25 protein-coding genes and 1 riboswitch are annotated in these 23,724 nt (G+C 69.4%); of the genes, 13 read left to right on the forward strand and 12 right to left on the reverse strand.

All coding sequences use genetic code 11. The annotated features are described in order from the left end of the window. Positions 1 to 39 precede the first annotated feature (39 nt). Positions 40 to 2,319, reverse strand: coding sequence for a helicase-associated domain-containing protein (locus C6Y44_RS04865; RefSeq protein WP_159416603.1), 2,280 nt, complete (start codon positions 2,317 to 2,319; stop codon positions 40 to 42). A gap of 59 nt (positions 2,320 to 2,378) precedes the next feature. Here C6Y44_RS04865 and C6Y44_RS04870 point away from each other — a divergent pair, with 59 nt between their 5' ends. Then, a complete protein-coding gene (locus C6Y44_RS04870; RefSeq protein ID WP_006551681.1) occupies positions 2,379 to 2,567 on the forward strand; it encodes a hypothetical protein in 189 nt (62 codons plus the stop codon). 158 nt (positions 2,568 to 2,725) lie between these two features. On the opposite strand, the gene C6Y44_RS04875 is transcribed toward C6Y44_RS04870, so the two are convergent. The 3 genes from C6Y44_RS04875 to C6Y44_RS04885 all read right to left on the reverse strand — a co-directional run bounded on the left by C6Y44_RS04875 (position 2,726) and on the right by C6Y44_RS04885 (position 4,420). Continuing rightward, positions 2,726 to 3,316, reverse strand: a complete 591-nt coding sequence (locus tag C6Y44_RS04875) for a resuscitation-promoting factor Rpf1 domain-containing protein (protein ID WP_120281540.1) — start codon at positions 3,314 to 3,316, stop codon at positions 2,726 to 2,728. 10 nt (positions 3,317 to 3,326) lie between these two features. Continuing rightward, positions 3,327 to 3,501, reverse strand: a riboswitch (cyclic di-AMP (ydaO/yuaA leader). A 287-nt stretch (positions 3,502 to 3,788) separates the two neighbouring features. Then, positions 3,789 to 4,181: a YccF domain-containing protein gene (locus C6Y44_RS04880; RefSeq protein ID WP_159416602.1), complete on the reverse strand. Its 393-nt coding sequence runs from the start codon at positions 4,179 to 4,181 to the stop codon at positions 3,789 to 3,791. Further along, positions 4,178 to 4,420 carry a hypothetical protein gene (locus C6Y44_RS04885; protein WP_051032935.1) on the reverse strand — a complete coding sequence of 81 codons (243 nt, stop codon included), beginning with the start codon at positions 4,418 to 4,420 and terminating at the stop codon, positions 4,178 to 4,180. The genes C6Y44_RS04880 and C6Y44_RS04885 overlap by 4 nt, the downstream gene beginning before the upstream one ends. Before the next feature lie 193 nt (positions 4,421 to 4,613). Here C6Y44_RS04885 and C6Y44_RS04890 point away from each other — a divergent pair, with 193 nt between their 5' ends. After that, a complete protein-coding gene (locus C6Y44_RS04890; RefSeq protein ID WP_006551677.1) occupies positions 4,614 to 5,021 on the forward strand; it encodes a cold-shock protein in 408 nt (135 codons plus the stop codon). 79 nt (positions 5,022 to 5,100) lie between these two features. Here the strand turns inward: C6Y44_RS04890 and C6Y44_RS04895 are convergent, their stop codons facing one another. The 3 genes from C6Y44_RS04895 to C6Y44_RS04905 all read right to left on the reverse strand — a co-directional run bounded on the left by C6Y44_RS04895 (position 5,101) and on the right by C6Y44_RS04905 (position 8,174). After that, positions 5,101 to 5,589, reverse strand: a complete 489-nt coding sequence (locus tag C6Y44_RS04895; RefSeq protein ID WP_088897816.1) for a DUF2771 domain-containing protein — start codon at positions 5,587 to 5,589, stop codon at positions 5,101 to 5,103. A 1-nt stretch (position 5,590) separates the two neighbouring features. Then, positions 5,591 to 7,267, reverse strand: coding sequence for an MFS transporter (locus C6Y44_RS04900; RefSeq protein ID WP_159416601.1), 1,677 nt, complete (start codon positions 7,265 to 7,267; stop codon positions 5,591 to 5,593). A gap of 91 nt (positions 7,268 to 7,358) precedes the next feature. Then, positions 7,359 to 8,174, reverse strand: a complete 816-nt coding sequence (locus C6Y44_RS04905; protein WP_159416600.1) for a glutaminyl-peptide cyclotransferase — start codon at positions 8,172 to 8,174, stop codon at positions 7,359 to 7,361. 84 nt (positions 8,175 to 8,258) lie between these two features. Here C6Y44_RS04905 and C6Y44_RS04910 point away from each other — a divergent pair, with 84 nt between their 5' ends. Genes C6Y44_RS04910 through C6Y44_RS04920 form a run of 3 tightly spaced genes read left to right on the forward strand, consistent with a single transcriptional unit; the run spans position 8,259 to position 12,470 of the window. After that, positions 8,259 to 9,122, forward strand: coding sequence for a DUF3027 domain-containing protein (locus tag C6Y44_RS04910; protein ID WP_269072356.1), 864 nt, complete (start codon positions 8,259 to 8,261; stop codon positions 9,120 to 9,122). A 1-nt stretch (position 9,123) separates the two neighbouring features. Next, the gene (locus C6Y44_RS04915) at positions 9,124 to 11,934 is read left to right on the forward strand and encodes a sacsin N-terminal ATP-binding-like domain-containing protein (protein ID WP_159416598.1); all 2,811 of its coding nucleotides are present in this window, start codon (positions 9,124 to 9,126) and stop codon (positions 11,932 to 11,934) included. After that, positions 11,931 to 12,470: a phosphatase PAP2 family protein gene (locus tag C6Y44_RS04920; RefSeq protein WP_159416597.1), complete on the forward strand. Its 540-nt coding sequence runs from the start codon at positions 11,931 to 11,933 to the stop codon at positions 12,468 to 12,470. The genes C6Y44_RS04915 and C6Y44_RS04920 overlap by 4 nt, the downstream gene beginning before the upstream one ends. A 39-nt stretch (positions 12,471 to 12,509) precedes the next feature. Here C6Y44_RS04920 and C6Y44_RS04925 read toward each other — a convergent pair whose 3' ends face one another. Further along, positions 12,510 to 12,761, reverse strand: a complete 252-nt coding sequence (locus C6Y44_RS04925; RefSeq protein ID WP_016691319.1) for a DUF2530 domain-containing protein — start codon at positions 12,759 to 12,761, stop codon at positions 12,510 to 12,512. A gap of 80 nt (positions 12,762 to 12,841) precedes the next feature. Between C6Y44_RS04925 and C6Y44_RS04930 the strand changes: the two genes are divergently transcribed. The 8 genes from C6Y44_RS04930 (at position 12,842) to C6Y44_RS04965 (ending at position 19,526) form a co-directional block, all read left to right on the forward strand. Next, complete coding sequence (locus tag C6Y44_RS04930; RefSeq protein ID WP_159416596.1) at positions 12,842 to 14,311, forward strand: NCS2 family permease; 1,470 nt, start codon at positions 12,842 to 12,844, stop codon at positions 14,309 to 14,311. Positions 14,312 to 14,355: 44 nt separating this feature from the next. Beyond that, positions 14,356 to 14,787, forward strand: a complete 432-nt coding sequence (locus C6Y44_RS04935; RefSeq protein ID WP_159416595.1) for an Rv0880 family HTH-type transcriptional regulator — start codon at positions 14,356 to 14,358, stop codon at positions 14,785 to 14,787. A 70-nt stretch (positions 14,788 to 14,857) separates the two neighbouring features. After that, positions 14,858 to 15,664 (forward strand): TrmH family RNA methyltransferase, encoded by an 807-nt coding sequence (locus C6Y44_RS04940; RefSeq protein ID WP_120281549.1) that lies wholly within the window; start codon positions 14,858 to 14,860, stop codon positions 15,662 to 15,664. Continuing rightward, entirely contained in the window at positions 15,661 to 15,933 is a 273-nt protein-coding gene (locus C6Y44_RS04945; RefSeq protein WP_159416594.1) for a DUF2537 domain-containing protein, read from the forward strand. The genes C6Y44_RS04940 and C6Y44_RS04945 overlap by 4 nt, the downstream gene beginning before the upstream one ends. A 93-nt stretch (positions 15,934 to 16,026) precedes the next feature. Next, positions 16,027 to 16,452: a DUF7144 family membrane protein gene (locus C6Y44_RS04950; RefSeq protein WP_159416593.1), complete on the forward strand. Its 426-nt coding sequence runs from the start codon at positions 16,027 to 16,029 to the stop codon at positions 16,450 to 16,452. A 308-nt stretch (positions 16,453 to 16,760) separates the two neighbouring features. Continuing rightward, positions 16,761 to 17,177 carry an SHOCT domain-containing protein gene (locus C6Y44_RS04955; RefSeq protein ID WP_159416592.1) on the forward strand — a complete coding sequence of 139 codons (417 nt, stop codon included), beginning with the start codon at positions 16,761 to 16,763 and terminating at the stop codon, positions 17,175 to 17,177. A 212-nt stretch (positions 17,178 to 17,389) separates the two neighbouring features. Next, positions 17,390 to 17,815 carry a DUF7144 family membrane protein gene (locus C6Y44_RS04960; RefSeq protein WP_039587697.1) on the forward strand — a complete coding sequence of 142 codons (426 nt, stop codon included), beginning with the start codon at positions 17,390 to 17,392 and terminating at the stop codon, positions 17,813 to 17,815. A 7-nt stretch (positions 17,816 to 17,822) separates the two neighbouring features. Next, a complete protein-coding gene (locus C6Y44_RS04965; protein WP_192378704.1) occupies positions 17,823 to 19,526 on the forward strand; it encodes an alpha/beta hydrolase in 1,704 nt (567 codons plus the stop codon). 33 nt (positions 19,527 to 19,559) lie between these two features. On the opposite strand, the gene C6Y44_RS04970 is transcribed toward C6Y44_RS04965, so the two are convergent. The 4 genes from C6Y44_RS04970 to C6Y44_RS04985 form a co-directional block, all read right to left on the reverse strand. Beyond that, a complete protein-coding gene (locus C6Y44_RS04970) occupies positions 19,560 to 20,261 on the reverse strand; it encodes a DUF6928 family protein (protein WP_192378705.1) in 702 nt (233 codons plus the stop codon). Between the two features lie 14 nt (positions 20,262 to 20,275). Continuing rightward, positions 20,276 to 21,145 carry a septation protein SepH gene (sepH, locus tag C6Y44_RS04975; RefSeq protein WP_183070646.1) on the reverse strand — a complete coding sequence of 290 codons (870 nt, stop codon included), beginning with the start codon at positions 21,143 to 21,145 and terminating at the stop codon, positions 20,276 to 20,278. A 220-nt stretch (positions 21,146 to 21,365) separates the two neighbouring features. Next, positions 21,366 to 22,487, reverse strand: coding sequence for a phosphoserine transaminase (gene serC / locus C6Y44_RS04980; protein ID WP_060651998.1), 1,122 nt, complete (start codon positions 22,485 to 22,487; stop codon positions 21,366 to 21,368). A 104-nt stretch (positions 22,488 to 22,591) separates the two neighbouring features. Then, positions 22,592 to 23,719: a citrate synthase 2 gene (locus C6Y44_RS04985; protein WP_159416590.1), complete on the reverse strand. Its 1,128-nt coding sequence runs from the start codon at positions 23,717 to 23,719 to the stop codon at positions 22,592 to 22,594. Between the last annotated feature and the right edge of the window lie 5 nt (positions 23,720 to 23,724).

The raw sequence follows: 23,724 nt of genomic DNA on the forward strand, positions 1-23,724 counted from the left end.
TTCCGCGCGATGCCTGATCGACCGCACCCGGGTCCGTCGTCAGTCGACCAGCGCCACCGACGTGACACGGTGCAGGACGAAGCTGCGCACCGAGCCGGTCGCCGGGTCGAAGGCCTGCACCTGCCCGCCGCCCACCGACACCGGGTCGACGATGCGGCGCGTCGCCACCCCCTGCGCGTCGACGTAGCCGAGGGTGACGCTGCGCTTGCCGTGCACAGCCAGTTGCAGCAGCGCGAGTGTCGCCGCACCGCCGGATCGGCTGCCGTCACCACGTGCCGAGGCCGTCGGTGTCGCGGCCTCCGCACGGTCGCCGGCGCGCAGCGTGCGCACGAGGGTGTCGAGTTGTTCGTCGCTCGGCGCGGTGGGCCCGGCGTAGCGGGCCCGGGCGCGCGGCATCGCGACGCGGGCACCCCGGGGCCGTAGATCCACGATCGCTCCCGAGGCGTCCTCCCCGGCGGGAGCGAAACCAGCGGTGCGCAGCTCGGTGAGCACCTCGGCGAGAGGCGCCTGCGAGATCGCGACGGTGGGGGCGACTGCGCGCAGGGCGAGCGTCGCGGCGACCGGGGCGGACAGCACCTCGGTGAGCAGAGCCGGATCGTCGGCGCGGACGAAGGACGTCGCGACACCGGCCCGCAGGCGTCCGTGGCGACGCGCGACGTCGTCGATCAGGTAGGTGAGCGACTGCGGCACCGGGGTGCGCGAATGCGTCGCGAACAGGCCGTGCAGGTCGCTCGCGCCGAGCCCGGCGTCGAGCGCGCGCCGGATACTGCTGTCGCCGATCCGGTAGACGGTCGCGGCACCGGCCGATTCGACGTCGGCGACGAGCGCGATCCGCTCGCCGAGTTCGGGGACGAGCGGCCCGGGGGCGACGACCGTGAGGTCGGCCTGGACGAGCACGTAGTCGACGGGCTCGGGGAGCACCGCCGCCATCTCGGCCTCGGCGTCGCCGCCGTGCAGCAGCGCCTTGCCCGGCGACGCGAGCATGCCGTGCGCGACGAGACCGAGTGTCGTCGCCTCGCGCACGGTCTCCACGACGCTCGTGGTGTCGAAGCGACCCGCCCAGCGTGGACGACGCCACGCCGCAGCGGCACGCAGGTCGGCGACGTCCGTGCCCGCTGCCGGCACGTCGGAGAGGACGTCGAGCAGCAGACGTCGGTCGCGGGCGGCGGTGGGGGACTTCACCTCGTCGGACAGTGCGGCGACCGGCTTGTCGTTCTGGTCGCGCCGGCCGATCAGCCAGGGTCGGCGCGGCAGGTCGAGCCAGGCACCGGCGAGCACGGCCCAGCGGTAGGCGGGGGAGGACGCGAGCCACGCGTCGGTGGCGGTGGTGGGGGCCCAGTGATCGTCGTCCCCGGGTGTCGGCGGGTCGGGGAGGCCCCGCGCGATCAGACCGGCACCCGCGAGGACCTCGACGACGAGCGCCGTCTCGTCGTCGTCGAGTCCGACCGCCTTCCCGATGCGATGCAGTTCGCGGACACCGAGCCCACCGGCCTTGAGGACGGGGGCGGGTTGCGCACCGAGGATGTCGAGAACGTCTTCGCAGTGCCGCAGCAGTTCGAGGGCGGCGCCGGCGGCGGTCGCATTGACGTCGGCGGTCGATCGGGTGGGTTTCGGTGCGCGCGGGGGAGCGAGCGCCGCCGGATCGAAGGGGGCGTCGTCGCGCAGTGCCTGGCCCACCCGGTGGGGGAGTTCGACGGTCTCGTCGTCGATGCGGAAGAGCAGTCCGGCGGCGAGCAGTTTCTGCACGGGCCGGTCGGCGGGGGTGTCCGCTGCGGCGTCGCGGGTCCGACCGATCGGGGACGTACGCGACAGGGTGTCGAGGATGCTGCGCTGCTCGGGCGGAAGAGCCGCGAGGAGGTCGTCGAGTTCCTGCCGGGACGGTCCGGTGACGTCGCCGGTGCGTCCGACGCGCCACGGAACGGCGTCCACGGCGGCGGCGACGAGACGCAGTTCGTCTGTGGACCCCCACACGAGCAGCAGCGAGCGCAGGGTGGACAGGATCCGGTCGACGTTCCTCGCGCTGATACGGCCGGAGACCTCGTCGAGCACGGCGGCGCGGGAGACGGGGGTGTCCATCGCTCCGAGACGGGCCAGCACCTCGATGATCCCGAAGGCGGCGGTGTCGAGTTCGTCGGCCGCACGGAACACCGAGGCGCGTTGCTGCGCTCGGCTCGCGAGCACGTTCATGCTCGCCGGTGGCGGCACCACGAGATCGGGACGGGCGCGCAGCGTGGCGGCCAGATCCGTGTCGCGTCGACCTGCCAGCCAGCGGGCGAGGGAGTCCGAGGCGGTGTCGGGAGCGGGCGTGGTCGGGGACATCCCCTCCAGATTAGAGACCTGCGGTAGCAGGCCCCGAACTCACCTGCCAAAATGAGCGCATGGCTACCTCTTCGAAAAAGCATTACGTCGACCACGGATGGCCCGAGCTGGCCGACGGTGAGCACGCTGTCACCGAACTGTCGTCCACGCGTTCCGGTCCGCTCTCCCCGTACGGTGAGGACACCGTGTTCCCGTTGCCGGTCGAGGACCTGCCCTACACGCATCCGAAGACGGTGATCAACCGCTGATCCGATCGCGGATCACCGAACAGGCTCTTCCGTACGACGCCCGGTCCCTTCGTGGGGCCGGGCGTCGTCGTGCGTGAGGGATGAACGAAGGTCGTCCGCATAGGCGGAAGGGCCCCGCACCGTGAACGGTGCGGGGCCCTTCCGGGATGTTCGGGGTGTTACTGCGGGAGCACCGCGCGAACGGCGTCCAGGATGTTCGGGTCGAGCTCGACACCGGCCTCCTGGAGTGCGGTGACGCCCTGCTCGAAGCCGGCCAGGATGCCCTGGACCTCGGCGGGGACAGCGGGGGTCTCCGGAAGCTGCGGGACAACGTTCTGGATGGCCGGCGCGGGGGTCTCGGCGGGCGCGCTGGGCGCTGCGTCGACGGAGCGCTGCGTGGGCGCGCTCGACAGTCCGAGGCTCGACGAGCAGGAGGGCCATGCGCCCCAGCCCTGGCCGGCGAGAACACGCTCGGCGACGGCGATCTGCTGCTCGCGGCTGGCCTGGCTGGCCGAGGCGGCGTATTCCTGGCCGCCGTAGGCGTTCCAGGTGCTCGGCGAGAACTGCAGGCCACCGTGGTAGCCGTTGCCGGTGTTGATTCCCCAGTTGCCGCCGGACTCGCACTGTGCGAGGCGGTCCCAGTCGGAGTCGGGGGCGGCAGCGGCCGTGCCGCTGAACGCGACACCCGTGACGCCGAGGACTGCGCCCGTCAGCGCGAACTTCGCGACGGTACGACCGGTATTGGTGGGCTTGCGATGGCGTCCGCTCATGTCGGTTCCGTGTTCCTCTCCGTACGCACCTACGAGGTCAGCTGTCGGGTTCGGGCTGAAGAGGTCGCCCGGCCGTGTCGCTCCGTTGGGAGCGCCTTCGGCTTCACCCCGAGGACCGTCGCGGTTGCGTCGGCCCGGGCCTCCTGGACACCGTCCGGCTGTGGGCCGATCGGTTCCTGGGAGACCGGTGGGTCCCCCGTTTCCTGTCCCCTGTGGATCGTTCGTCGGGACTTCCGGAACCACGGGACAGGAATTTGGCGCGGCGGTTCCGGACCGGTCGAGCCAGGCGGTTCGACCGGACATGACGGTAACGGTTCCGAGGGCGAAGTGTCACCAATTGATAACGCGCCGATTCGCGTGGCGACAGACGTGCGCGGCGCGGACCAGGGGATGAAGTCCCAGGTAGTGGGGTCCGGGTACCCGGAATTCCGTTTCGAGTCCCGCTCGTTATCCGCTCGTTATGTGAGAAAGATCACATGTAACTCGGGCGGGCATCCACAGGAACGATCTCCTTCCCCAGGGGCATCAGGGAGATCGGGATCATCTTCAGGTTCGCGACGGCGAGCGGGATGCCGATGATCGTGATGGCCATGGCAAGCGCGGTGGCGATGTGGCCGAGGGCCAGCCAGATACCGGCCACCAGGATCCAGATGACGTTGCCGATCAGCGACATGGTGCCGGCCGTCGGCTTGTCGACCGTCGTCTTGCCGAACGGCCACAGCGCGTAGATACCGATCCGGAACGACGCGATGCCGAACGGGATGGTGATGATGAGGATGCAGCAGATCAGACCCGCCGCGAAGTAGCCGAGCGCGAGCCACAGCCCGCCGAAGATCAACCAGATGATGTTGAGCAGGATCCTCATGTCCGGTCTCCGTTCCGAGCGCGCCGGCCCGAGCGCAGCGCGAAGGCGATGGCGAGGGCGAAGCCCAACGGCCATGCGAGGGTCAACAGATACAGCACGAGCCCGGGCTTGCCGTCGGTGAGCGCCGGAATGAGGAAGATGGCGACGACCGCCACCACACCGACGACGAAGCAGGCGATCGCGGCCTTCAGGAGGCCGTTACGCGGGGCGGCAGACGAATCCGAAGATGAAGTACCCACGTGACCACGGTAGTCGCCGCAAGGACGGACGGTGACGTCCGGGAGCGGGAAGACGATTCGGGGGCGGACCCACCTCTGCGGGTACACTGACAGGTGTCCACGCGTCCCGCTCGACCGAGTCGGGGCGCGTTGTTTTGCATGTTGAACGGTTGCCCCACTGTGGGGCACAGCTGTCGAGGAGCAGGTGAGCGCGGTGCCGACCGGCAAGGTGAAGTGGTACGACGTCGAGAAGGGCTTCGGCTTCCTGTCCCAGGACGAGGGCGAGGACGTCTACGTCCGCGCCTCGGCGCTCCCGGAGGGAGTGGAAGCGCTCAAGCCCGGCCAGCGCGTCGAGTTCGGTATGGCGGTGGGCCGCCGGGGTCCGCAGGCGCTGAAGGTCGAGCTCCTCGAGCAGCCCACGCTGCGGCAGGGTCGCCGCGAGGCTCCCGCCCAGCAGAAGCGTCGCGCGCCGGACGAGCTGCACGGCATGGTCGAGGACATGATCAAGCTGCTCGAAGCAGCGGTCCAGCCCGATCTGCGGCGCGGGCGTTACCCCGACCGCAAGACCGGGCAGCGCATCTCCGAGGTCATGCGGGCGATCGCGCGCGAGCTCGACCACTAGATGTAATCCTGGGACGAACCACGACGGGCCGTCCTCGCCATGTGCGAGGACGGCCCGTCGTCGTATGCGGGGCCGAAGCTCAGAACGTCTTGACGGCCCACACGGCGTGCGCGATCGGTTCACCGGCCTCGTCGACCACGGCCGACGGCAGCTGGATCTCCACTCCGAGCAGCTGCAGCTCCGGAGAGCTCTCCACGGTGAGGGTGCGGCGCGCACCGGCCTCGAACATCGCGCCGTCGATGTAGGTCTGCCCGGTCTGCGTGTCGCCGTAGACGGTGAGGATGCGCCACGGCGCGTCGGCGATCTCCGACGGAAGCGACAGCTGCAGCGGGTAACCGGCCGGCACGTCGAGCTGACCGATCGGGTTCTCCACGCAGTCCTCGAGATAGAGATTGCAGTGCTGCGCGGGGTCGACCGTCACGGTCTCTCCCCGTGCGTACGCAGTGATGGTGGGGAGCGTGGGCTCGGCCGAATCGACCAGCTTCCACACCGTGGCGGCGACTCCCGCTACCACGACCACCAGGGCCACCAGCAGCAGCGCGAGAGTCTTCTTCGTCCGGGCCTGCAACTCAACTGTTCCAATCTTCGGTGGGGGATCCACCGGCGCGCCTTCGCCCGGCAGCCGTCTCGGTGGAGACGCGTTCGGGTCGACGGCCGCCGAATCCCGGCAACAATGTCCCCCCACGGTATGTCAGCACCGTCTGCGCGAATCCGAGAACCAGCGCTACGGAGACCACAGCGAACCCGAGCCACAGTTCGGTCGGCAACAGCACACCCATCGCTCCGCCGAACACCCAGCTGAGCTGGAGGACCGTCTCGGACCTGCCGAATCCGGACGCGATCGACTCCTCGGGAAGGTCCTGCTGGAGCGATGCGTCGAGCGAGACCTTGGCCAGCGCGCTGGCGCACGCCGCCACGAGCGCCGCCAGCGCGGCGGCCAGGACGTTGCCGGTCGCGGCGACGACGGCGGCCACGACGACGACCGCGGCGGTGCACCGCACGACGATGAGAGCGGGCCGTCCGAGCGCGAGTCGCGCTCCGGTCGCATTGCCCGCGAAGTTGCCGACCGCGGCGGCGGCACCGACACCACCGAGCATCGCGGCCTGCATCAGCGGATCCTGTCCGGTGGTGTTCTTCGCGACGAATGCCATGAACAAGGTCAGGAAGCCGGTGAGGATGCGGATCGTGCCGTTGCCCCACAGCCCGGTCACCACCGCCCGTCCCAGCGGCTGCTTCCGTTTCCCGGACTTGGTGACGATCACCTCGGTCACCGTGTCGGCGTGCAGCACCTCGGTGCGCGCGTCGGAGCGGTGGTACGACAGCGTCGCCGGCACCTCGCCCTCGGTGACCTCGACCCAGGCGGGGATGCGCATGCTCAGATAGGCGCCGAATGCGGTGATCCCGGCGCACAGCCACAGCGCGCCCGACGAACCGAACGCCCATGCCGCGGCCGCCGCGATCGCGCCGGCACCGATCGTGCCGCCGACCAGGCCGAAGACCGTCAACCGGGAGTTCACCCGCACCAGATCGATCTCCGGTGGCAGGACTCTGGGTGTCACCGCGGATTTGAGTACCGCGAACGATTTGCTCAGCACCATCATGCCGAGCGCCGCCGGATACAACAGCCAGCTGTCGAAGTTGAACACCAGCACCACCGCGAGCACCGTGCGCAGCGCGAAGGACGTCGCCAGCGCGACGCGACGACCGTGCTGCAACCTGTCGAGCAACGGCCCGATGAGCGGGGCGATGATCGCGAACGGCGCGATCGTGATGAGCAGATACAGCGCGACCTTCGTCCTGTCCTCACCGGTGGCCGCCGAGAAGAACAGGGTGTTCGCGAGCGCGACGGCGATGGCCGCGTCGGAGGCGAAGTTCGCCATCGTCGCGTAGGTGAGCGCGGTCAGCCCCGACTTGTCGGCGCCGTCGGCCGTGGCCGCTCGACGGAAGGTCGCGATGCCCTTCGAGGTGAGTTCGCGGCTGCGAAGGGCCGCGACCCGCGTCACCGTCAGCTTCCGCGGCATGCGCGGAGCGCGCGGTGAGTCGGTCTCGGACGAGGACTCCGCCCGACCCGCGGCCGACGCGCCCGGCGGTCGGCGCGGATGGTCGACGGGATGCAGGGGCGGCAGGGGAGTGCGACGGCCCGAGGCGCGGCGCGGAGGCGGATAGTTGCTGTACCCCGGATGCTGCGAACCCGGGACACGGCCGTCCGCTCCCTCGGGGGCGGGTCGCTCGTCCGGTTCGGTCACGTCTTCGATTCTTCCCCACGCGACAGCGGTTGTAACACAAGGGCGGCACGTGGCCCGAGTGACGCGTGTCGCGACCGGTATGCCACCCGGATCACTCCACGAAACGCACTTCGAACAGCGTCGGCCAGTACTTGCCCGTCACCAGGAACCGATCGGTCCCGGGGATGTGTGCGATGCCGTTGAGGACATCCACATCGGCCCCCTCGGGCAGCCGATCGCGCAGCGGAGCCGCGTCGACCCGGGCCTCCACCCGGCCCGAGGCCGGGTCGATCAGCACGATCTCGTCCGTCTGCCACACGTTCGCCCAGACCCTGCCGTCCTCGGTGCACTCGAGTTCGTTGAGCTTCGACACGGCACGTCCGTCCCGGTGGACGGTGACGCGTCCGACTTCGTCGAAGGTGGCGGGGTCGCGGAAGATCAGCTCGGCCGAGCCGTCGCTCATCACCAGACGGTCGGGTTGCGCGCACAGCCCCCAGCCCTCGCCGTCGTAGTCGACCCGGCGCTTCTCGAGCAGGGTGTCGCGATCGCGGACGACGGCCGTGCCGTCCTTCCAGGTCAGTTGCCACAGCTCGTCGCCGACCACGGTGATGCCCTCACCGAAAAGATCGTCGAGGACGGGTTCGCGGGTGCGCTCGGTCTCGGCGAGGGTGACGGTCCCGCCGTCGAGGTCGACCTCCCGGGCCGACACCCACGAGCGCCCGGCCCGGCCGGTGCCTTCGAGCAGTTCGCCTTCGTCGATCTCGAGGCCCTGGGTGAACGCTTCCGGATCGTGGGGGTGCGTGGCGACGACCTCCACACCGAGTTCGGTGGCGGGTGGACCGGGTTCGGCGACGAGATCGTCGCCGCATCCGGCGGTGGTGACGCAGACGACCGTCGCGACCGCGGCCGAGAGGAGAAGACGGGGCACGCGCCCATCCTGCACCTCGCGCGTGAGCGGTGCCTGTACGACCTTCCGCGACCCGCAGGCGCCGGAGCAGACAGGTCAGGCAGAATGGAGGCCGTGAGTGTTGCCTCTGCTTCCACTTCCCGAGGAACGAACCCCGTGGTCGATCCGGCGGTGCGTTCCGTGCTCGCCGACGCCGTCGACCTCGCTCGGGCCGCACTCGACGAACTCGGGGACGGTGGAGTCGGCGCCTATCTGGGCGTGACGCGCGAGGACGAGTGCTCGGCCACCCATCGTTTCGCCTCGGAGCTGCCGGGCTACCGCGGTTGGCAGTGGGCCGTCGTCGTGGCCGCCGCCCCGGATTCGGATCGCGTGACGGTGAGCGAACTCGTGCTCCTGCCCGGTCCCGACGCGCTCGTCGCGCCCGAGTGGGTGCCGTGGAGCGAGCGGATCCGTCCCGGCGATCTGGGTCCCGGCGACCTGCTGGCTCCGGCTCCCGACGATGTGCGGCTGGTTCCCGGCTACATGCAGTCCGGCGATCCCGAGGTCGACGAGACCGCCCTGGAGATCGGGCTGGGCCGCAAGCAGGTCATGAGCCTGGAAGGTCGCCTCGAGGCAGCGCAGCGCTGGTTCGACAGCGACTACGGCCCCGACTCGGAGATGGCGAAGGCCGCTCCGTCCTCGTGCCGCCTGTGCGGTTTCTATCTTCCGCTCGCCGGATCGCTGCGTGCGGCCTTCGGCGTCTGCGGCAACGAGTTCGCCGCCGACGGTCACGTCGTGCACGCCGAGTACGGATGCGGCGCGCATTCCGACACGAGCCTGCCCACCGGTGCCGGTTCGCCGATCTACGAGGCGTTCGACGATTCGGCAGTGGAGGTCGTCGAGCTCGGACCGGCCACCCCTGCGCCTGCAGAGTCCACGGACGAGCCTGCTGTCGAGTCGTCCCCGTCCGAGCCGGAACAGACCGACTGACGTGACCCGGCCGGACCCCGCGGATCCGTTCGGGACCGCGGCGTTACGCGAAGGGATCATCGCGGCCTGGTCGTCGTCGCCCACCCGTCTCCGGGAGGACGCGGCCACCGAGGCCGACCACGTCCGCGCGGGGTACCGCGACCGCGTGCTGACCGAGCTCGCCCAGAACGCCGCCGACGCCGCCGCGCGTGCCGATGTACCCGGTGAGCTGCGGGTCTGGTTCGCCGACGGCCGTCTCCACGTCGCGAACATCGGTGAGCCGCTCGACGAGGGCGGTGTCCACGCGCTGACCGCACTGCGCTCGTCGAACAAGACCGGCGCCGGATCCACCGTGGGGCGGTTCGGTGTCGGCTTCACGGCGGTGCTGTCGGTCTCCGACGACATCGAGGTGCGTTCGCGCACCGGTTCGCTCCACTTCTCGGCCGAGCGCACCCGCGCGGTGCTCGCCGAGCGGAACCTGCCCGAGCCGGAGTCCGGTGTCCCGGCGCTGCGCCTCGTGTGGCCGACGGAGACACCGCCGGCGACCGGCAGCGACACCGAGGTCGTGCTGACCCTGCGCCCCGGTGTGGACCCGGTCGCACTGCTCGACGCCTTCCGTTCCGAGGCCCACGACATCCTGCTCGAACTCCCCGGCCTCCACACCCTCGTCGTCACCGACGACGAATTCACCCGTCACCGGCGCGAACTCGACAACGGTCTGTGGGAGGTGCGGATCGGCGATCGCACCTGGTGGGAGTTCACCGGAGCATCGGCGCGATGGCTGGTGCCCGTCGTCGACGGGCGGGTCGACCCGGTCCGCAGCGATGTCCTGCGTGCCCCCACCCGCTCCGACGAGGAGCTGTCGCTCCCTGCGATCGTCGTCGCCGACGTCGCCATGCAACCCGATCGGCGGCGCATGCTTCCCGGCGCCCACGTCGAGAACGTCGCCCGCGGATACGCGCGGTTCGTCGCGGCTCTGCCCGCCGAGCAGCGACTCGACCTCGTGCCCCTGCCGGGTTTCGCGCGCAGCGAGGTCGACGGACGCATCCGCGAAGCGATCCTCGACGAGTTGGCCGCCGGCGCGTGGCTTCCCGCCGCCGACCGCAGCGCCGATCTGGTGCCCGACCGGGCCGTCGCACTTCCCGGGCTCACCGACGAGCTCGCCGACGTCCTCGGCGAGGTCGTCCCGGGGCTCGTGATCCCCGAGCTGTGCGGGCCGCGACATGCGTCCGCGCTGTCCGCCGCCGGCGTGCATCGGCTCGGTCTCGCGCGACTGGCCGAACTGCTCTCCGGGCACGAACGCGAGCCGAAGTGGTGGAACCGCTTGTACGAGGCGCTCACTCCGCTCGTCGTCGACGCGGTCGCGGCCGAGGAACTCGCATCCCTGCCGGTTCCGCTGTCGGACGGACGGACCGTCACCGGCCCGCGCACGGCCGTTCTCGCAACGCAACTGCAGGATCTCGGTCCGCTGTCGATGCCGTGGGTGCGCCTCGTCCATCCCGACGCCGCGCATCCGCTGCTCGCCCGGCTCGGAGCCGGCACCGTGACGGTCGAGGACCTGCTCGCCGACCCGGCGCTCGTCGCGGCCGTCGAGGACACCGATCCCGACGACCTCCACCCGGACGGCGACCTCCCGGCCGGTGAGCTAGCCGACGTCGTGCTGCGATTGGTGCCGCTCGTGTCGCCCGCGGCCGTGCCTCGTGAACTCGGGGCGCTGCTGCTGCCCGACACCCACGGCGATCTCGTCCCCGCCGACGAACTCCTGCTTCCCGGTGCACCGCTCGCGGAAGTGCTGGTCGAGGACGCACCCTTCGGCACCGTCTACCCGTCCGTCGTCGACCGGTACGGGGCCGAAGCCCTGCGGGCGATCGGTGTGGGCTGGGGTTTCACGGTCCTGCGTGCGGAACTGCCGACCGGACCCGACCACGACCTGCCCGACGAGCACCTGTGGTGGGAGCGGCTCGACGACGATCCCGAGGTGCTCGTCGCCGTGCGCGACCTCGATCTCGTCGACGATCGCCGCTGGTCGCGGGCGTTGACCCTGCTGGCTGCCGAACCCGCGACGGCCGAAGCGATCACCGACCCCGCCGGATACACGGCGTGGTACCTGCGCACCCGCGCGTCGCTCGACGGCCGGCCTCTGGGGCACTACCGGTTCGCCGACGACACCCTCTTCGAAGGGCTGCTCGACCCCTGCACCCATCCCGACGCGTCGGCCTTCCGCAGCGCCCTCGCCGGAACGCGGATCGACGACATCGAACTGGCACAGACACTGCTCGACCGGCTCGCGGACGACAGCAGGTCGCCGGGACCGGCCGCGATCGTCGCCGCGCACGCCGCGCTCGCCGCGGCCTTCTCGTCGGGTGGCCTCGACCCCGAGTCGGTGACCCTGCCCGACGGGGTGCGCAGCCTGTCGGGTGTCGTCGTCGACGCAGCCGACGCTCTCGTACCCGACCGTCCGTGGTTCGCGCCCGCGATCCCGCACGACCGCCTCGTCACGGGTGGCCGGAGAACCGCCCACGCGCTCGCGGACGTGCTCGACATCGCCGTGGCGTCCGCGGTGGTCGACGCCGAACCCGTCGAGCAGGGAAGGAGTTCGACGTGGGAGCGCGAACCGGCCGCGGTCCTGGCCGGAATCGTCGCCGGGGTGCCGCTTCCGCGCGGGGTGCTCGCGCTGCACGACCGACTCGTCGTCCGCTGCTCAGGAGCCCTGACCGGTGAGGTCGAGGTCCCGTGGTGGGTCGACGCGGCCGGCACCGTCCACAGCACACCGATCGGCCTGGCCGCGGCACTCACCGCGCTCACGGCTCCGGACGTGAGAACCGAACCGTGACGCTCGATGCCGCGGTGCTCGACTGGATGGTGTCGCTCCGCGAGCCCGGGCTGACCACCGCGGTGACTGCACTCACCCACACGGGCGGGGGAGTCGCGACGAGCCTGATCGCCGCGGTGACGACGCTGCTGCTGGTGCGGGCCGATCGTCTGTCCGACGCCGTCCTCGTCGCCGGAGCGGTCCTCACGGGCTGGCCGGTGATGGTGTTGCTCAAGAATCTGTTCGGCCGCGTCCGGCCACCGGAACCCGAACGGCTCCTGGCCCTGCACACCGAATCGTTCCCGTCCGGACATGCGATGACCAGCGCCGTTCTGGCCACGGTGCTCGTCGCGGTCGTCGTGCGCACGTGGCCGCGGGGCGATCGCCGCCGGACCGCCGCGACGATCGCGCTCGCCGTCTACACCGTCGTGATCGGGCTCTCCCGCGTCTACCTCGCGGCGCACTGGTTCACCGATGTCGTCGCGGGCTGGATCTTCGGGATCACATGGGCCCTGCTGTGGGTGTGGTTGATCACTCGGGTGCGGATCCGTCGCTGACATCGCTGCGGGCGTGTCGCGGACGGCCGTGGACGAGGGTCAGTCCAGCCCCACCTGGGCACCCCGGTCGCCCCGTCGAGCGGCACGACGCTGCAGCAGGAAGAGCGCAGTTCCCAGCAGCCCCACCACGATTCCCGCCACGCAGACCGGGAGCACATCGTCCCGGAGTTCGCCGCCCACCACCGCCACGACGACGGTCGCCACCACCCACAGACCGGTCCCCACGGCGAGCGCGGGGCGAGGGTCGGCGAGGCGTCGGATGCGGGCTGCGACGAGCTGGGCGGGTTCCACGGTTTGCAGATTAGTTCCTTCGCGCTGCAATAATCGGTTCCCGTTGCGACGCCCCGTACTCGACGAGCGGATTTGTGGACATGGCCGTAGGCACCGACTCCAAGCGAACGTCCTTTCTGGACACCTATTTCAAGATCACCGAACGCGGTTCCACCGTGTCCCGGGAGGTGCGTGGCGGCATCGTCACGTTCTTCGCGATGTCGTACATCGTGGTCCTCAACCCGCTGATCCTCGGTAGCTTCTCCGCCGACGACGCGAGCGCGAAGATCGACGTGATGGGCAACATCCTGCCCATCAACCAGGTCGCCGCCGTCACCGCGCTGGTCGCCGGCTTCATGAGCATCGTCTTCGGTGTGGTCGCCAACTACCCGTTCGCCATCGCCGCCGGCCTCGGCATCAACAGCCTGCTCGCGGTGACCATCGCGCCGCAGGTCACCTGGCCCGAAGCGATGGGTCTGGTGGTCATCGACGGCATCATCATCGTCGTGCTGGCCCTGACCGGCTTCCGCACCGCGGTCTTCAACGCGATCCCGGCAGAACTCAAGGCCGCCATCGCCGCCGGTATCGGCGCTTTCATCGCCATGATCGGCCTCGTCGACGCCGGCTTCGTCCGTCGCATCCCCGACGCCGCCGGCACCACCGTGCCCGTCGGACTGGGCATCGACGGCTCCATCGCGTCGTGGCCGACCTTCGTCTTCGTCGTCGGTGTGCTGCTCATGGGTGTGCTCGTCGCACGCAAGGTGCGCGGCGGCCTGTTGATCGGCATCGTCGCCACGACGATCCTGTCGATGATCATCGAGGCCATCGCCGACGTCGGCCCGTCGCTGGGCACCAACCCCAAGGGCTGGAACCTCAGCACCCCCGAGGCCCCCGACTCCTTCTTCGGCATCCCGAACCTGAGCCTCGTCGGCAACGTCGACCTGTTCGGCGCGTTCACCCGCATCGGCGTGATCGCCGCGACCCTGCTCGTGTTCACGCTCGTCCTCGCGAACTTCTTCGACGCCATGGGCACCATGACCGGCCTCGGCAAGGAAGCCGGCCTGGCCGACAAGAACGGCACCCTCCCCGGCATCGGCAAGGCCCTCGTCGTCGAGGGCACCGGCGCCATCGTCGGTGGTGGCGCTTCCGCCTCGTCCAACACGGTGTTCGTCGAATCGGCCTCGGGTATCGCGGAAGGAGCCCGCACCGGCCTGGCCAACGTGGTCACCGGCGTGATGTTCCTGCTCGCGATGTTCCTGACCCCGCTGTACGAGGTGGTCCCCATCGAGGCGGCCTCCCCGGCACTCGTGGTGGTCGGTGCCCTGATGATCGGTCAGGTTCGCGACATCGACTTCTCGGTGTTCGCCGTGGCGCTGCCGGCCTTCCTGACCATCATGGTCATGCCGTTCACCTACTCGATCGCCAACGGCATCGGCGTCGGCTTCATCACCTGGGTGATCCTGCACGCCGCGAGCGGCAAGATCCGCACCATCCATCCGCTGATGTGGATCGTCGCAGTGCTGTTCGCCCTGTACTTCTCGGTCGATCCGCTCACGGAACTGCTCACCTAGACGGCCGGCGCGTGTTTCGGGCGATGTGACGTATTCTGCACGCCATGATCTCGGATACACGCGCACTCGCCGGTGACCTCTCACTCGCCGTTGTGCGTCTGACGCGTCATTTGCGGGGGAGACGCAGCGATTCCCGAGTTTCCCTGACCCAGATCTCGGCGATGGCCACCCTCGCGCAGGAGGGTGCGATGACCCCGGGGGCACTGGCAGCGCGCGAACGCGTCCAACCACCCTCGATGACCAGGGTCATCGCCTCTCTGCACGAACTCGGTCTCGTCGAGCGGACACCGCACCCGACGGACGGACGACAGATCATCGTGACGCTGTCCGAAGCCGGGAGCGAGCTGCTCGCCGACGAGGCGCAGGCACGCGAAGTGTGGCTGACCGAACGGCTCGACAAGCTCGATCCGGACTCGCTCGCCACGCTGCGCGACGCCGTCGGAATCCTCACGGCGCTCGTCACGGAAGACGACTGACCGCGCTGCACCGCGGTCGCGACGACCGACCCGGTGCGGGAGGGTGCGGGGCCGCTGGGAGAATGACCCGGTGGTTCACGTCATCGACATCGACGATCCTTCCGACCCCCGGGTGGACGACTTCCGCGATCTCAACTCCGCGGACCGTCGGCCCGATCTTCCCGGTGGCAAGGGCCTGGTGATCGCGGAGGGTGTGCTGGTGGTCCAGCGCATGCTCGACTCCCGGTTCGCTGCGACGAGCCTGCTCGGGGTGGGTCGGCGGCTGGACGAACTCGCCGACGACCTGCGCGACGTCGATGTGCCGTTCTACCGCACCGATGCGGCGACCATGGCGGAGGTCGTCGGCTTCCACCTCAACCGCGGGGTGCTCGCCGTCGCGCACCGGCCCGAACCGCTGTCGCTCGACGACGTCCTCGACAAGGCGACCACGGTCGCGGTGCTCGAAGGGGTCAACGACCACGAGAACATCGGCTCGATGTTCCGCAACGCCGCCGGGCTCGGTGTCGACGGTGTGCTCTTCGGGAAGGGATGCGCCGACCCTCTGTACCGGCGTGCGGTGCGCGTGTCGATGGGGCACGTCCTCCGTGTCCCCTTCGCGCACGTCGACCGGTGGCCGTACGACCTGGATCTGTTGCGCAGCAGAGGATTCCAGCTGATCTCGCTGACCCCGGACCCGCGGGCGATCCCGCTCGCCGAAGCGATGACGGGGGAGAAGGTCGCACTGTTGCTCGGCGCCGAGGGACCGGGCCTGACCGAGCATGCGATGCGGGCGACCGACGTGCGTGCCCGGATTCCCATGGCTCCCGGCACGGATTCGCTGAACGTGGCCACCGCTGCGGCGATGGCGTTCTACGAGCGGGTGCGGCTCCCGCGATGAGCCAGGCTCGCGGCCCCGCGCCCACCCCCTGGGCGACGGGGCTCACGCTGACGGCATTCTCCTTCGTCGCCACCGTCATCACCGTCGTCGCCTGCGGGCAGGTGCTCGGCCGGATCCATCCGGCCCTCGCCGTCGTCGTCAATGTCGTGACGGTCGCGGGAGTCGCGCCGACCGCGTGGTCGTGGCTTCGGGTGCAGGTACTGCGCTGGCTCGCCGCCGGTTTCGTGGCCGGTGTGCCGTTCGGCTGGCTCGCGCTGATCGTGTCCTGATCGTCCCTCCGGAGAGTTCCTTCATGGGAGCCGTTCCGCAGAACGCCTCCGAAGCGCACACTCGGAAATGTCGGGTGGGCCGGAAGGAGCATCATGTCCCACGGTGCGCATGTCGAGCGGGAGCACATGTCGATCGGTCAAGGTCTGGCGGCCGGAATGTCGGTGGGAGCTGCGATCATCCTGACCTTGATCGGCGTGCTGCAGATCCTCCAGGGGATCGCTGCTGTCGCCGACGACGAGTTGCTCGTCGCCGGGCCGGAATACATGTTCGCGTTCGACCTCACGACCTGGGGGTGGATCCACATGGTCGTGGGTGTCGCGATGGCGGTGGTGGGAATCGCGTTGATCGCCGGTGCGACCTGGGCGCGGGTGGTGGCAATCGTCATCGCCGCACTGTCGATCGTGGTGAATTTCCTGTGGCTTCCGAACTATCCGGGTTGGGCGATCCTGATCATCGCGCTCGACGTGATGGTGATCTGGGCGATCTCGGCCTGGAATCCCCGAGCGACCTACTCCTGAATCCCCGCTGTGCGCCGGGGCCGACCGATCGGCGGAAACAGGTGCCCTTCACTCGTGATGGGCGTATGGTTTATGCGTCCCTCCGGAGGGGAGGGACGGAGGTCGTCATGGCTGGTGAACAGGCCCGCCGGCGCCGGAATCGGACAGATGCCACGATCCGATCCGGTGTCGACGAGCGGATGGAGCCGTGACTGGTGGTGGTGCCGGAAACGGCACGCCGCAAGGGGAAACAGGATACGAGATCTTCAATTTCCGGGCGGCTTCACGGGCATCGTCCCGGCCGCCGAATCGGCCGAGGAGGTTCGGCTATGGATTCCTTCTGGGACTACGTGTGGTACACAGTCGTCGTATTCGCATTCGTGGCATACCTGATCGTCCTGTTCCAAATCATCGTCGATCTCTTCCGTGACCATTCGGTCTCCGGCTGGGTGAAGGCCGTGTGGGTCATCGGACTGGTGATCCTCCCGTACCTCACGGCACTGGTCTACCTGATCGCTCGTGGCCGCGGCATGGCGCTGCGGGCACAACAGGCCCAGGCCGAGGCGAAGCAGGCCACCGACGATTACATCCGAACCGTGGCGGTCGGGAAATCCCCGGCTCAGCAGATCGCCGACGCCAAGGCCCTGCTCGACTCCGGGGCGATCACGTCCGCGGAGTTCGAACACCTCAAGGCACAGGCACTCGGCACCGTCGCGCCCGGACGTGACGGCGTGCCCATCGCGTGAACGATCTTGCGGGGAGGGCATCCGAGGCCGGTGCCCTCCCGGGGTCGGCTCCTGCGTTCGACGCATCGCATCGCGTCGAGTAGCCGGCGATTGAAAGTGCAAGGGTGGCGGCGTAACCCGGTGGCACCCTTGTTCCTCCGAATCGGGTCGCGGCCGGTCCTCGCGAGGACCGGCGCACGACCGATGTCTCCTTCGTACACGAGAGGATCGTCATGTCTCATGACGTACGTCCCGACAGGGACGGGATGAGTGTGAAACAGGGCATCGCCGCAGGCACCTCGATCGGGGCCGCGATCATCCTGGCAACGGTCGGCGTCGTCCAGCTCTTCCAGGGCATCGCGGCGGTGGCCGAGGACGAAGTCTTCGTGCGGGGCGTGGAATACACGTTCAAGTTCGACTTCACCACGTGGGGATGGATCCACATCGTCCTCGGTGTCGTGATGCTGGTCGCCGGTCTCGCGTTGATGAGCGGCGCCACCTGGGCCCGTGTCACGGCGATCGTCCTCGCTGCGTTGTCGATCATCGCGAACTTCCTGTGGTTGCCGTACTACCCGTGGTGGTCGATCCTGATCATCGCGCTGGATGCGGTCGTGATCTGGGCGATCTCGACCTGGCAGCCGCGCGCCGACTACTACTGACGCGACCGTGCAGGACGACGGCCGCAGCGTCCGGGGCGATCCGGTCGCGAACGTCGCGACCGATGACCCCCGGTCGCGGACACGACGGAAGGCGCTGCACCTCACACTTCCCGGGTGTTGGGGTGCAGTGCTTTTCGCGTGCCTGTCGTTCACTCCGTCGCTGCTCCCACGCGGCGGGCTCCTGCAGGGGATGATCTGCGGGATCACTGCCGCGATCGGATACGGTCTCGGTGTGCTCGTCGCGTTCGTGTGGCGTGCGTTCGCCGACCGTCCTCCTCGACCTCCGAAGGCGACGTCGTGGTGGATCTTCGGTGTCAGCGCGGTGGTCCTCCTCGCGATCTTCTTCGGGCTCGGTCAGTACTGGCAGCACGAGATCCGCACTCTGATGGGGGTTTCCGAGTACAACCTGGCACTCACGGTTCTCTCTCCGGTCGTCGCGATCGTGATGTTCGCCGTGCTGCTGGCGATCGGACGTGGAATTCGTGCCCTGTATCGCTGGGCGGCAAGGACTCTCGACCGGTGGATCGGGCAGCGGGCCGCGAACGTCGTGGGGTGGGTCCTCGTCGCGGGACTCGTGTACGCGCTCGTCTCCGGAGTGCTCCTCGCCGGCTTCATCGACGCGGCCAACGCGGCGTTCTCGGCGAGGGACACGAGAACCGAGGAAGGTGTGCAGCAGCCGACGACCGTTCTCCGCTCGGGTGGGCCGGATTCGGTCGTTCCGTGGGATTCCCTCGGGTGGCAGGGGCGAATCTTCGTCGGACAGGGGCCGACCACCGAACAACTCGGGGAATTCACCGAAGGTCCTGTCCTCGAACCGATCCGGATCTACGCCGGGCTGGCGTCGTCCGAGGACACCGAGGGTCGCGCGGCACTGGCGGTCGAGGACCTGACGCGGGCGGGTGGGTTCGAGCGCAGCAACCTGGTCGTCGTGACGACGACGGGGAGTGGCTGGGTGGACCCGGCCCTGGTGGACTCGGTCGAGTACCTCACCGGCGGCGACGTCGCGACGGTCGCGATCCAGTACTCCTATCTGCCCTCGTGGATCTCCTATCTCGTCGATCAGTCGAAGGCGCGGGAAGCCGGACGCGACCTGTTCGACGCGGTCTACGACGTCTGGTCGAAGCTTCCCCAGGACGCCCGCCCCCGACTGCTCGTGGCTGGGGAGAGCCTCGGTTCGTTCGGCGGGGAGACCGCCTTCAGCGGCGAGTACGACCTGCGCAATCGCACGTCGGGCACGGTGTTTGCCGGACCTCCGAACTTCAACGTCCTCTTCCGGGAGTTCAGCGATCGCCGGGAGGCCGGCAGCCCCGAGATCGAACCGGTCTTCCGGGACGGCCGCACGGTGCGGTTCACCAACGACCCGCAGGCGGAGATCCCGCCGGCGGACGGGCCGTGGGAGGGGAGCCGGGTGCTGTATCTGATGCATCCGTCGGACCCGATCGTCTGGTGGAGTCCACGCCTGATCACGAGCGAACCGGACTGGATCGGCGAAGCCCCCGGCCGCGACGTGCTCGAAGACATGGTGTGGATCCCGTTCGTGACCTTCTGGCAGGTCACGGCCGACCTGCCCTTCTCCACGGGCGTTCCGGCCGGCCACGGCCACAAGTACAGCACCGAGTACGTCGACGCCTGGGCCGTCGTCCTGCAATCCCCGGAGATCACACCCGACGATATCGACGAGCTGAAAGCAATTGTCGGAGAAGAGGAATGACTGCTCCGGTCGGAATCGGTGTCCGGTGCCGGGTCAGTGCGCCGCGAGTCGCCGCCACCAGGAGGTCTTCGGTGCGGGGACGGAGATCTGCGGGACGGGGGTGCGCAGCGTGAAACTCCACGTCTCGATGTCTCGCGGGTCGAGTTCGTCGTCGCGGCGCCCGACGTAACGGAACCCGAGCCAGGCCCCGTGGGCCTCCTCGACGAGCTTGCGGGGGTGGAAGGGCAGGGACTCCGGGGGAGGGGGCACGTTCGGCGGCCAGCGGAGCGGATGCTCACCCGCCCAGAACGGGCGCTCCCACACGAACGGGAGTCCCTGGTCCTCGAAGAACTCGACGGTGTTCGCCCCGAAGCTGCGGCGCAGCGTGCCGCACTCCCACACGGCGAACGATCCCCACGCGCCGGCCGGGTCGGAAGCCAGCAGGCACGTGCGTTCGGCGGCGGGCGTGCGCAACCACATCGCGGGTAGCTCCGAGGGATGGCGCAGCGCGAACCGGCGACTCGACACCACCGTCACGCCGGGATAGCTACCGATCCAGAATTGTTCGACGCCGTCGTCCTCGCCGGTATCCCCGGCTTCGGTCAGCGGTACCCGTCCGCCTGGATCGACCTGGAGATCCGGGAACAGTCGTGACAGAAGTGCTTGTGCCGCATCGCGATCCGGGGAGAACTCGTGCAGGACCGCTGCGGGATCGGGTGCGTCGACGTACCAGAGCGTCGACACCGTCGCCGACATCGTCGACGACTTCCTCAGACGCGCCCGTTACTGCGCACACCGAGCAGCACGTCGTCCCACGAGGGCAGCGCGGGCTTACCGCGCTTGTCCTTCGCGGGAGCCTGTGCCGCACGTGATGCGTCGGTGTCGTCGGGCACCGTGACGGCGACGGCGGTCTCCTCGTCGGCGACCGGCTCGGGCGCCGGTTCGTCGGCGGCGGGAGCCTCCAGCGCGATCGGGGCGTGCCGCTCGGCGTTCTCCGCCTCGGTGGAATCGTCGACATCGCGCGCCGAGTAGACCGGGGTCAGGTAGCGCAGGGGACGACCACAGTCGGGATCGACGAGATCGGCGGCGATGTCGTCGAGCGCGGTGATCGTGCCGCCGTGAGCATCGGGCTGGTAGCGCCAGTGGGCGCGGTTCGTGGAGCGACCGGCGTGCCACCGCAGCTGTGCGACCCAGAAGCCCTCGTCGTCGCGCCAGGCGTCCCACTCGGCCTCGTCGAGGCTGTGTCCGCGAGCGCGGAAGGCCTGCGTGACGATCTCGTGGAGGGTCTCGACGGCGGGGCCGTCGGGACGGACGGGATGCCCCTTCTTGGCCATGTCGGCCGCCCGGGACCGCTCGAGCAGGACGGGATAGGCGAACCGTTCGACCTTGGCGACCGGGATCCCGGCCTCGTCGGCCACCTGCTCGACCGAGGCGCCGCCGCGGATGCGGGCCTGGATCTCGCGAGGACGGAGCTGGCTGGTCGTCTCGATCTGGATCTGGCCGAGACGGGCCAGATCACCGCGAGCGGCCGCGCGCAGGGTGTCGTCGACGGGAATGCGGAACTTGTCCCCCGTCGTGGGATCGGCGAGCACCACATGCTTAGCATCGGGCTCGAGACCGACCACTCGAAGCTCTCGCACCTTGACCTCCTCGCGCCGATCGCGATTGACCCGCCCGACTGTAACCGACCTGGATATTTTTCGTGGCCGGACACGCCGCGCCACGCCGAGCGACATCGCAAGAAATCCGACGCGGCGCGTTATCGTCCAGGGTTCGCCGAAATGTCTCGATGCGAGGTCGAGACTATGACGACAACGGGGCCGGATCCGACATCGGACCCGGCCCCGCTGTGCGGCGTGCTCAGAGCTGGGAGACGACCCAATCGATGCTCTTGGTCAGCTGCGTGACGTCCTCGGGATCGATGGCCGGGAACATGCCGATGCGCAGCTGGTTGCGGCCGAGCTTGCGGTACGGCTCGGTGTCGACGATGCCGTTGGCCCGCAGGATCTTCGCGACCTGCGCCGCATCGACGGAGTCGGCGAAGTCGACGGTGCCGACGACCTGCGAACGCAGCGACGGATCGGCGACGAACGGCGTCGCGTACTCGGAGGCCTCGGCCCACTCGTACAGGCGCGAGGACGAATCCTTCGTGCGCGCGACGGCCCAGTCGAGGCCGCCATTGCCGTTGAGCCACTCGATCTGGTTGGCGAACATCAGCAGGGTGGCCAGCGCCGGGGTGTTGTAGGTCTGGTCCTTGCTGCTGTTGTCGACGGCGATCGGCAACGACAGGAACTCGGGGGTGAAGCGACCCGACTCCTTGATCTCGGCGACACGCTCGAGCGCGGCCGGGCTCATCAGCGCGATCCACAGGCCGCCGTCGGCGGCGAAGCTCTTCTGCGGGGCGAAGTAGTACACGTCGACGTCGGAGATGTTCACCGGCAGGCCACCGGCACCCGAGGTCGCGTCGATCGCGATCAGGGCGTTGTCGGAACCGGCAGGGCGCTGCACGGGGACCGCGACACCCGTCGAGGTCTCGTTGTGCGCCCAGCCGATGAGGTCGGCCGACGCGTCGGCGACGATCTCCGGAGCCGAGCCCGGCTCCGAACCCACGACGATCGGGTCGCCGATGAACGGGTTCTTCTTCGCGACCGTCGCGAACTTCGACGAGAACTCGCCGTAGGTGAAGTGCTGCGAACGCTCCCGGATCAGACCGAAGGCCGCGGCGTCCCAGAAAGCGGTGGTGCCACCGTTGCCGAGGACGACCTCGTAGCCCTCGGGCAGGGAGAACAGGTCGCGCAGACCCGAGCGGACACGGGCGACGACGTCCTTGACCGGCTTCTGCCGGTGGCTGGTGCCGAACACCGAAGCGCCGACGTCGACCAGCGACTGCAGCTGCTCGGGACGAACCTTGGACGGGCCGCAGCCGAAGCGGCCGTCTGCGGGCTTGAGGTCGGCGGGAATGATCGGTGACGCGTCTGCCATCGGAATGCGTGTCCTAAGAGTCGAGGGACATGGTGCACAGGTAGTCTAGACCGCCCCCTCGGAGCCCCGGCCGGGCGCTGGTCGGCCCGGCCGAGGAAGAGGCATCAGCGATGCGTGATCGAATCCCAGCCCGTGACCTCGGAGGCAGGGCGCGGATCGGGGCCGGTGTAGATCGCCGCGGGACGCACGAGCTTGCCCAGACGCTTCTGCTCGAGGATGTGGGCGCACCAGCCGGCGGTCCGACCGCAGGTGAACATCGCGGGCATCATCGCCGCGGGGACCTCGGCGAAATCGAGGATCACCGCGGCCCAGAACTCGACGTTGGTCTCGATCGCCCGGTCGGGACGACGCTCGCGCAGCTCGGCCAGGGCAGCTTGCTCGAGCGCGGCCGCCGCCTCGAAACGGGGAGCGTCGAGCCGCTTCGCGGTGCTGCGCAGCACCCGGGCGCGGGGGTCCTCGGCACGGTAGACGCGGTGACCGAAGCCCATGAGCTTGTCCTTGCGGTCGAGGATGCCCTTGACCAGGCCGCGCGGATCGCCGGTGCGTTCGGTCTCCTCGATCATCGGCAGCACGCGCGCGGGAGCACCGCCGTGCAGCGGGCCGGACATCGCGCCGACCGCGCCGGAGAGCGAGGCGGCCGCGTCCGCGCCGGTCGAGGCGATGACCCGGGCGGTGAACGTCGAGGCGTTCATGCCGTGCTCGGCCGCCGAGACCCAGTAGGCGTCGATCGCCTCGACGTGCTTGGGATCCGGGTCGCCCTTCCAGCGGACCATGAAGCGCTCGGTGACGGTGCTCGCCTCGTCGATGCGCTGCTGCGGCACGGCGGGCTGGTAGATGCCGCGGGCGGACTGGGCGACATAGGACAGGGCCATCACCGCGGCGCGGGCGAGATTGTCGCGGGCGGTCGCATCGTCGATGTCGAGCAGCGGCCGGAAGCCCCAGATGGGTGCGAGCATCGCCAGACCGGCCTGGACGTCGACGCGGACGTCGCCGGTGTGGATCGGCAGGGGGAACGGCTCGGCCGGGTGCAGGCCGCGACCGAACTCGCCGTCGACGAGCAGGGCCCACACGTCGCCGAAGGTGATTCCCTTCTCGACGAGCTCTTCGATGTCGACCCCGCGATAGCGCAGCGCGCCACCGTCCTTGTCGGGCTCGGCGATGTCGCTCGTGAAGGCGACCACGCCTTCGAGTCCTGCGACGAAATCCTCGGGAACTGACGCGCGCGCTGCCATGACGG

The organism is Rhodococcus rhodochrous (assembly GCF_014854695.1).
In the GTDB taxonomy this organism is placed as follows: domain Bacteria; phylum Actinomycetota; class Actinomycetes; order Mycobacteriales; family Mycobacteriaceae; genus Rhodococcus.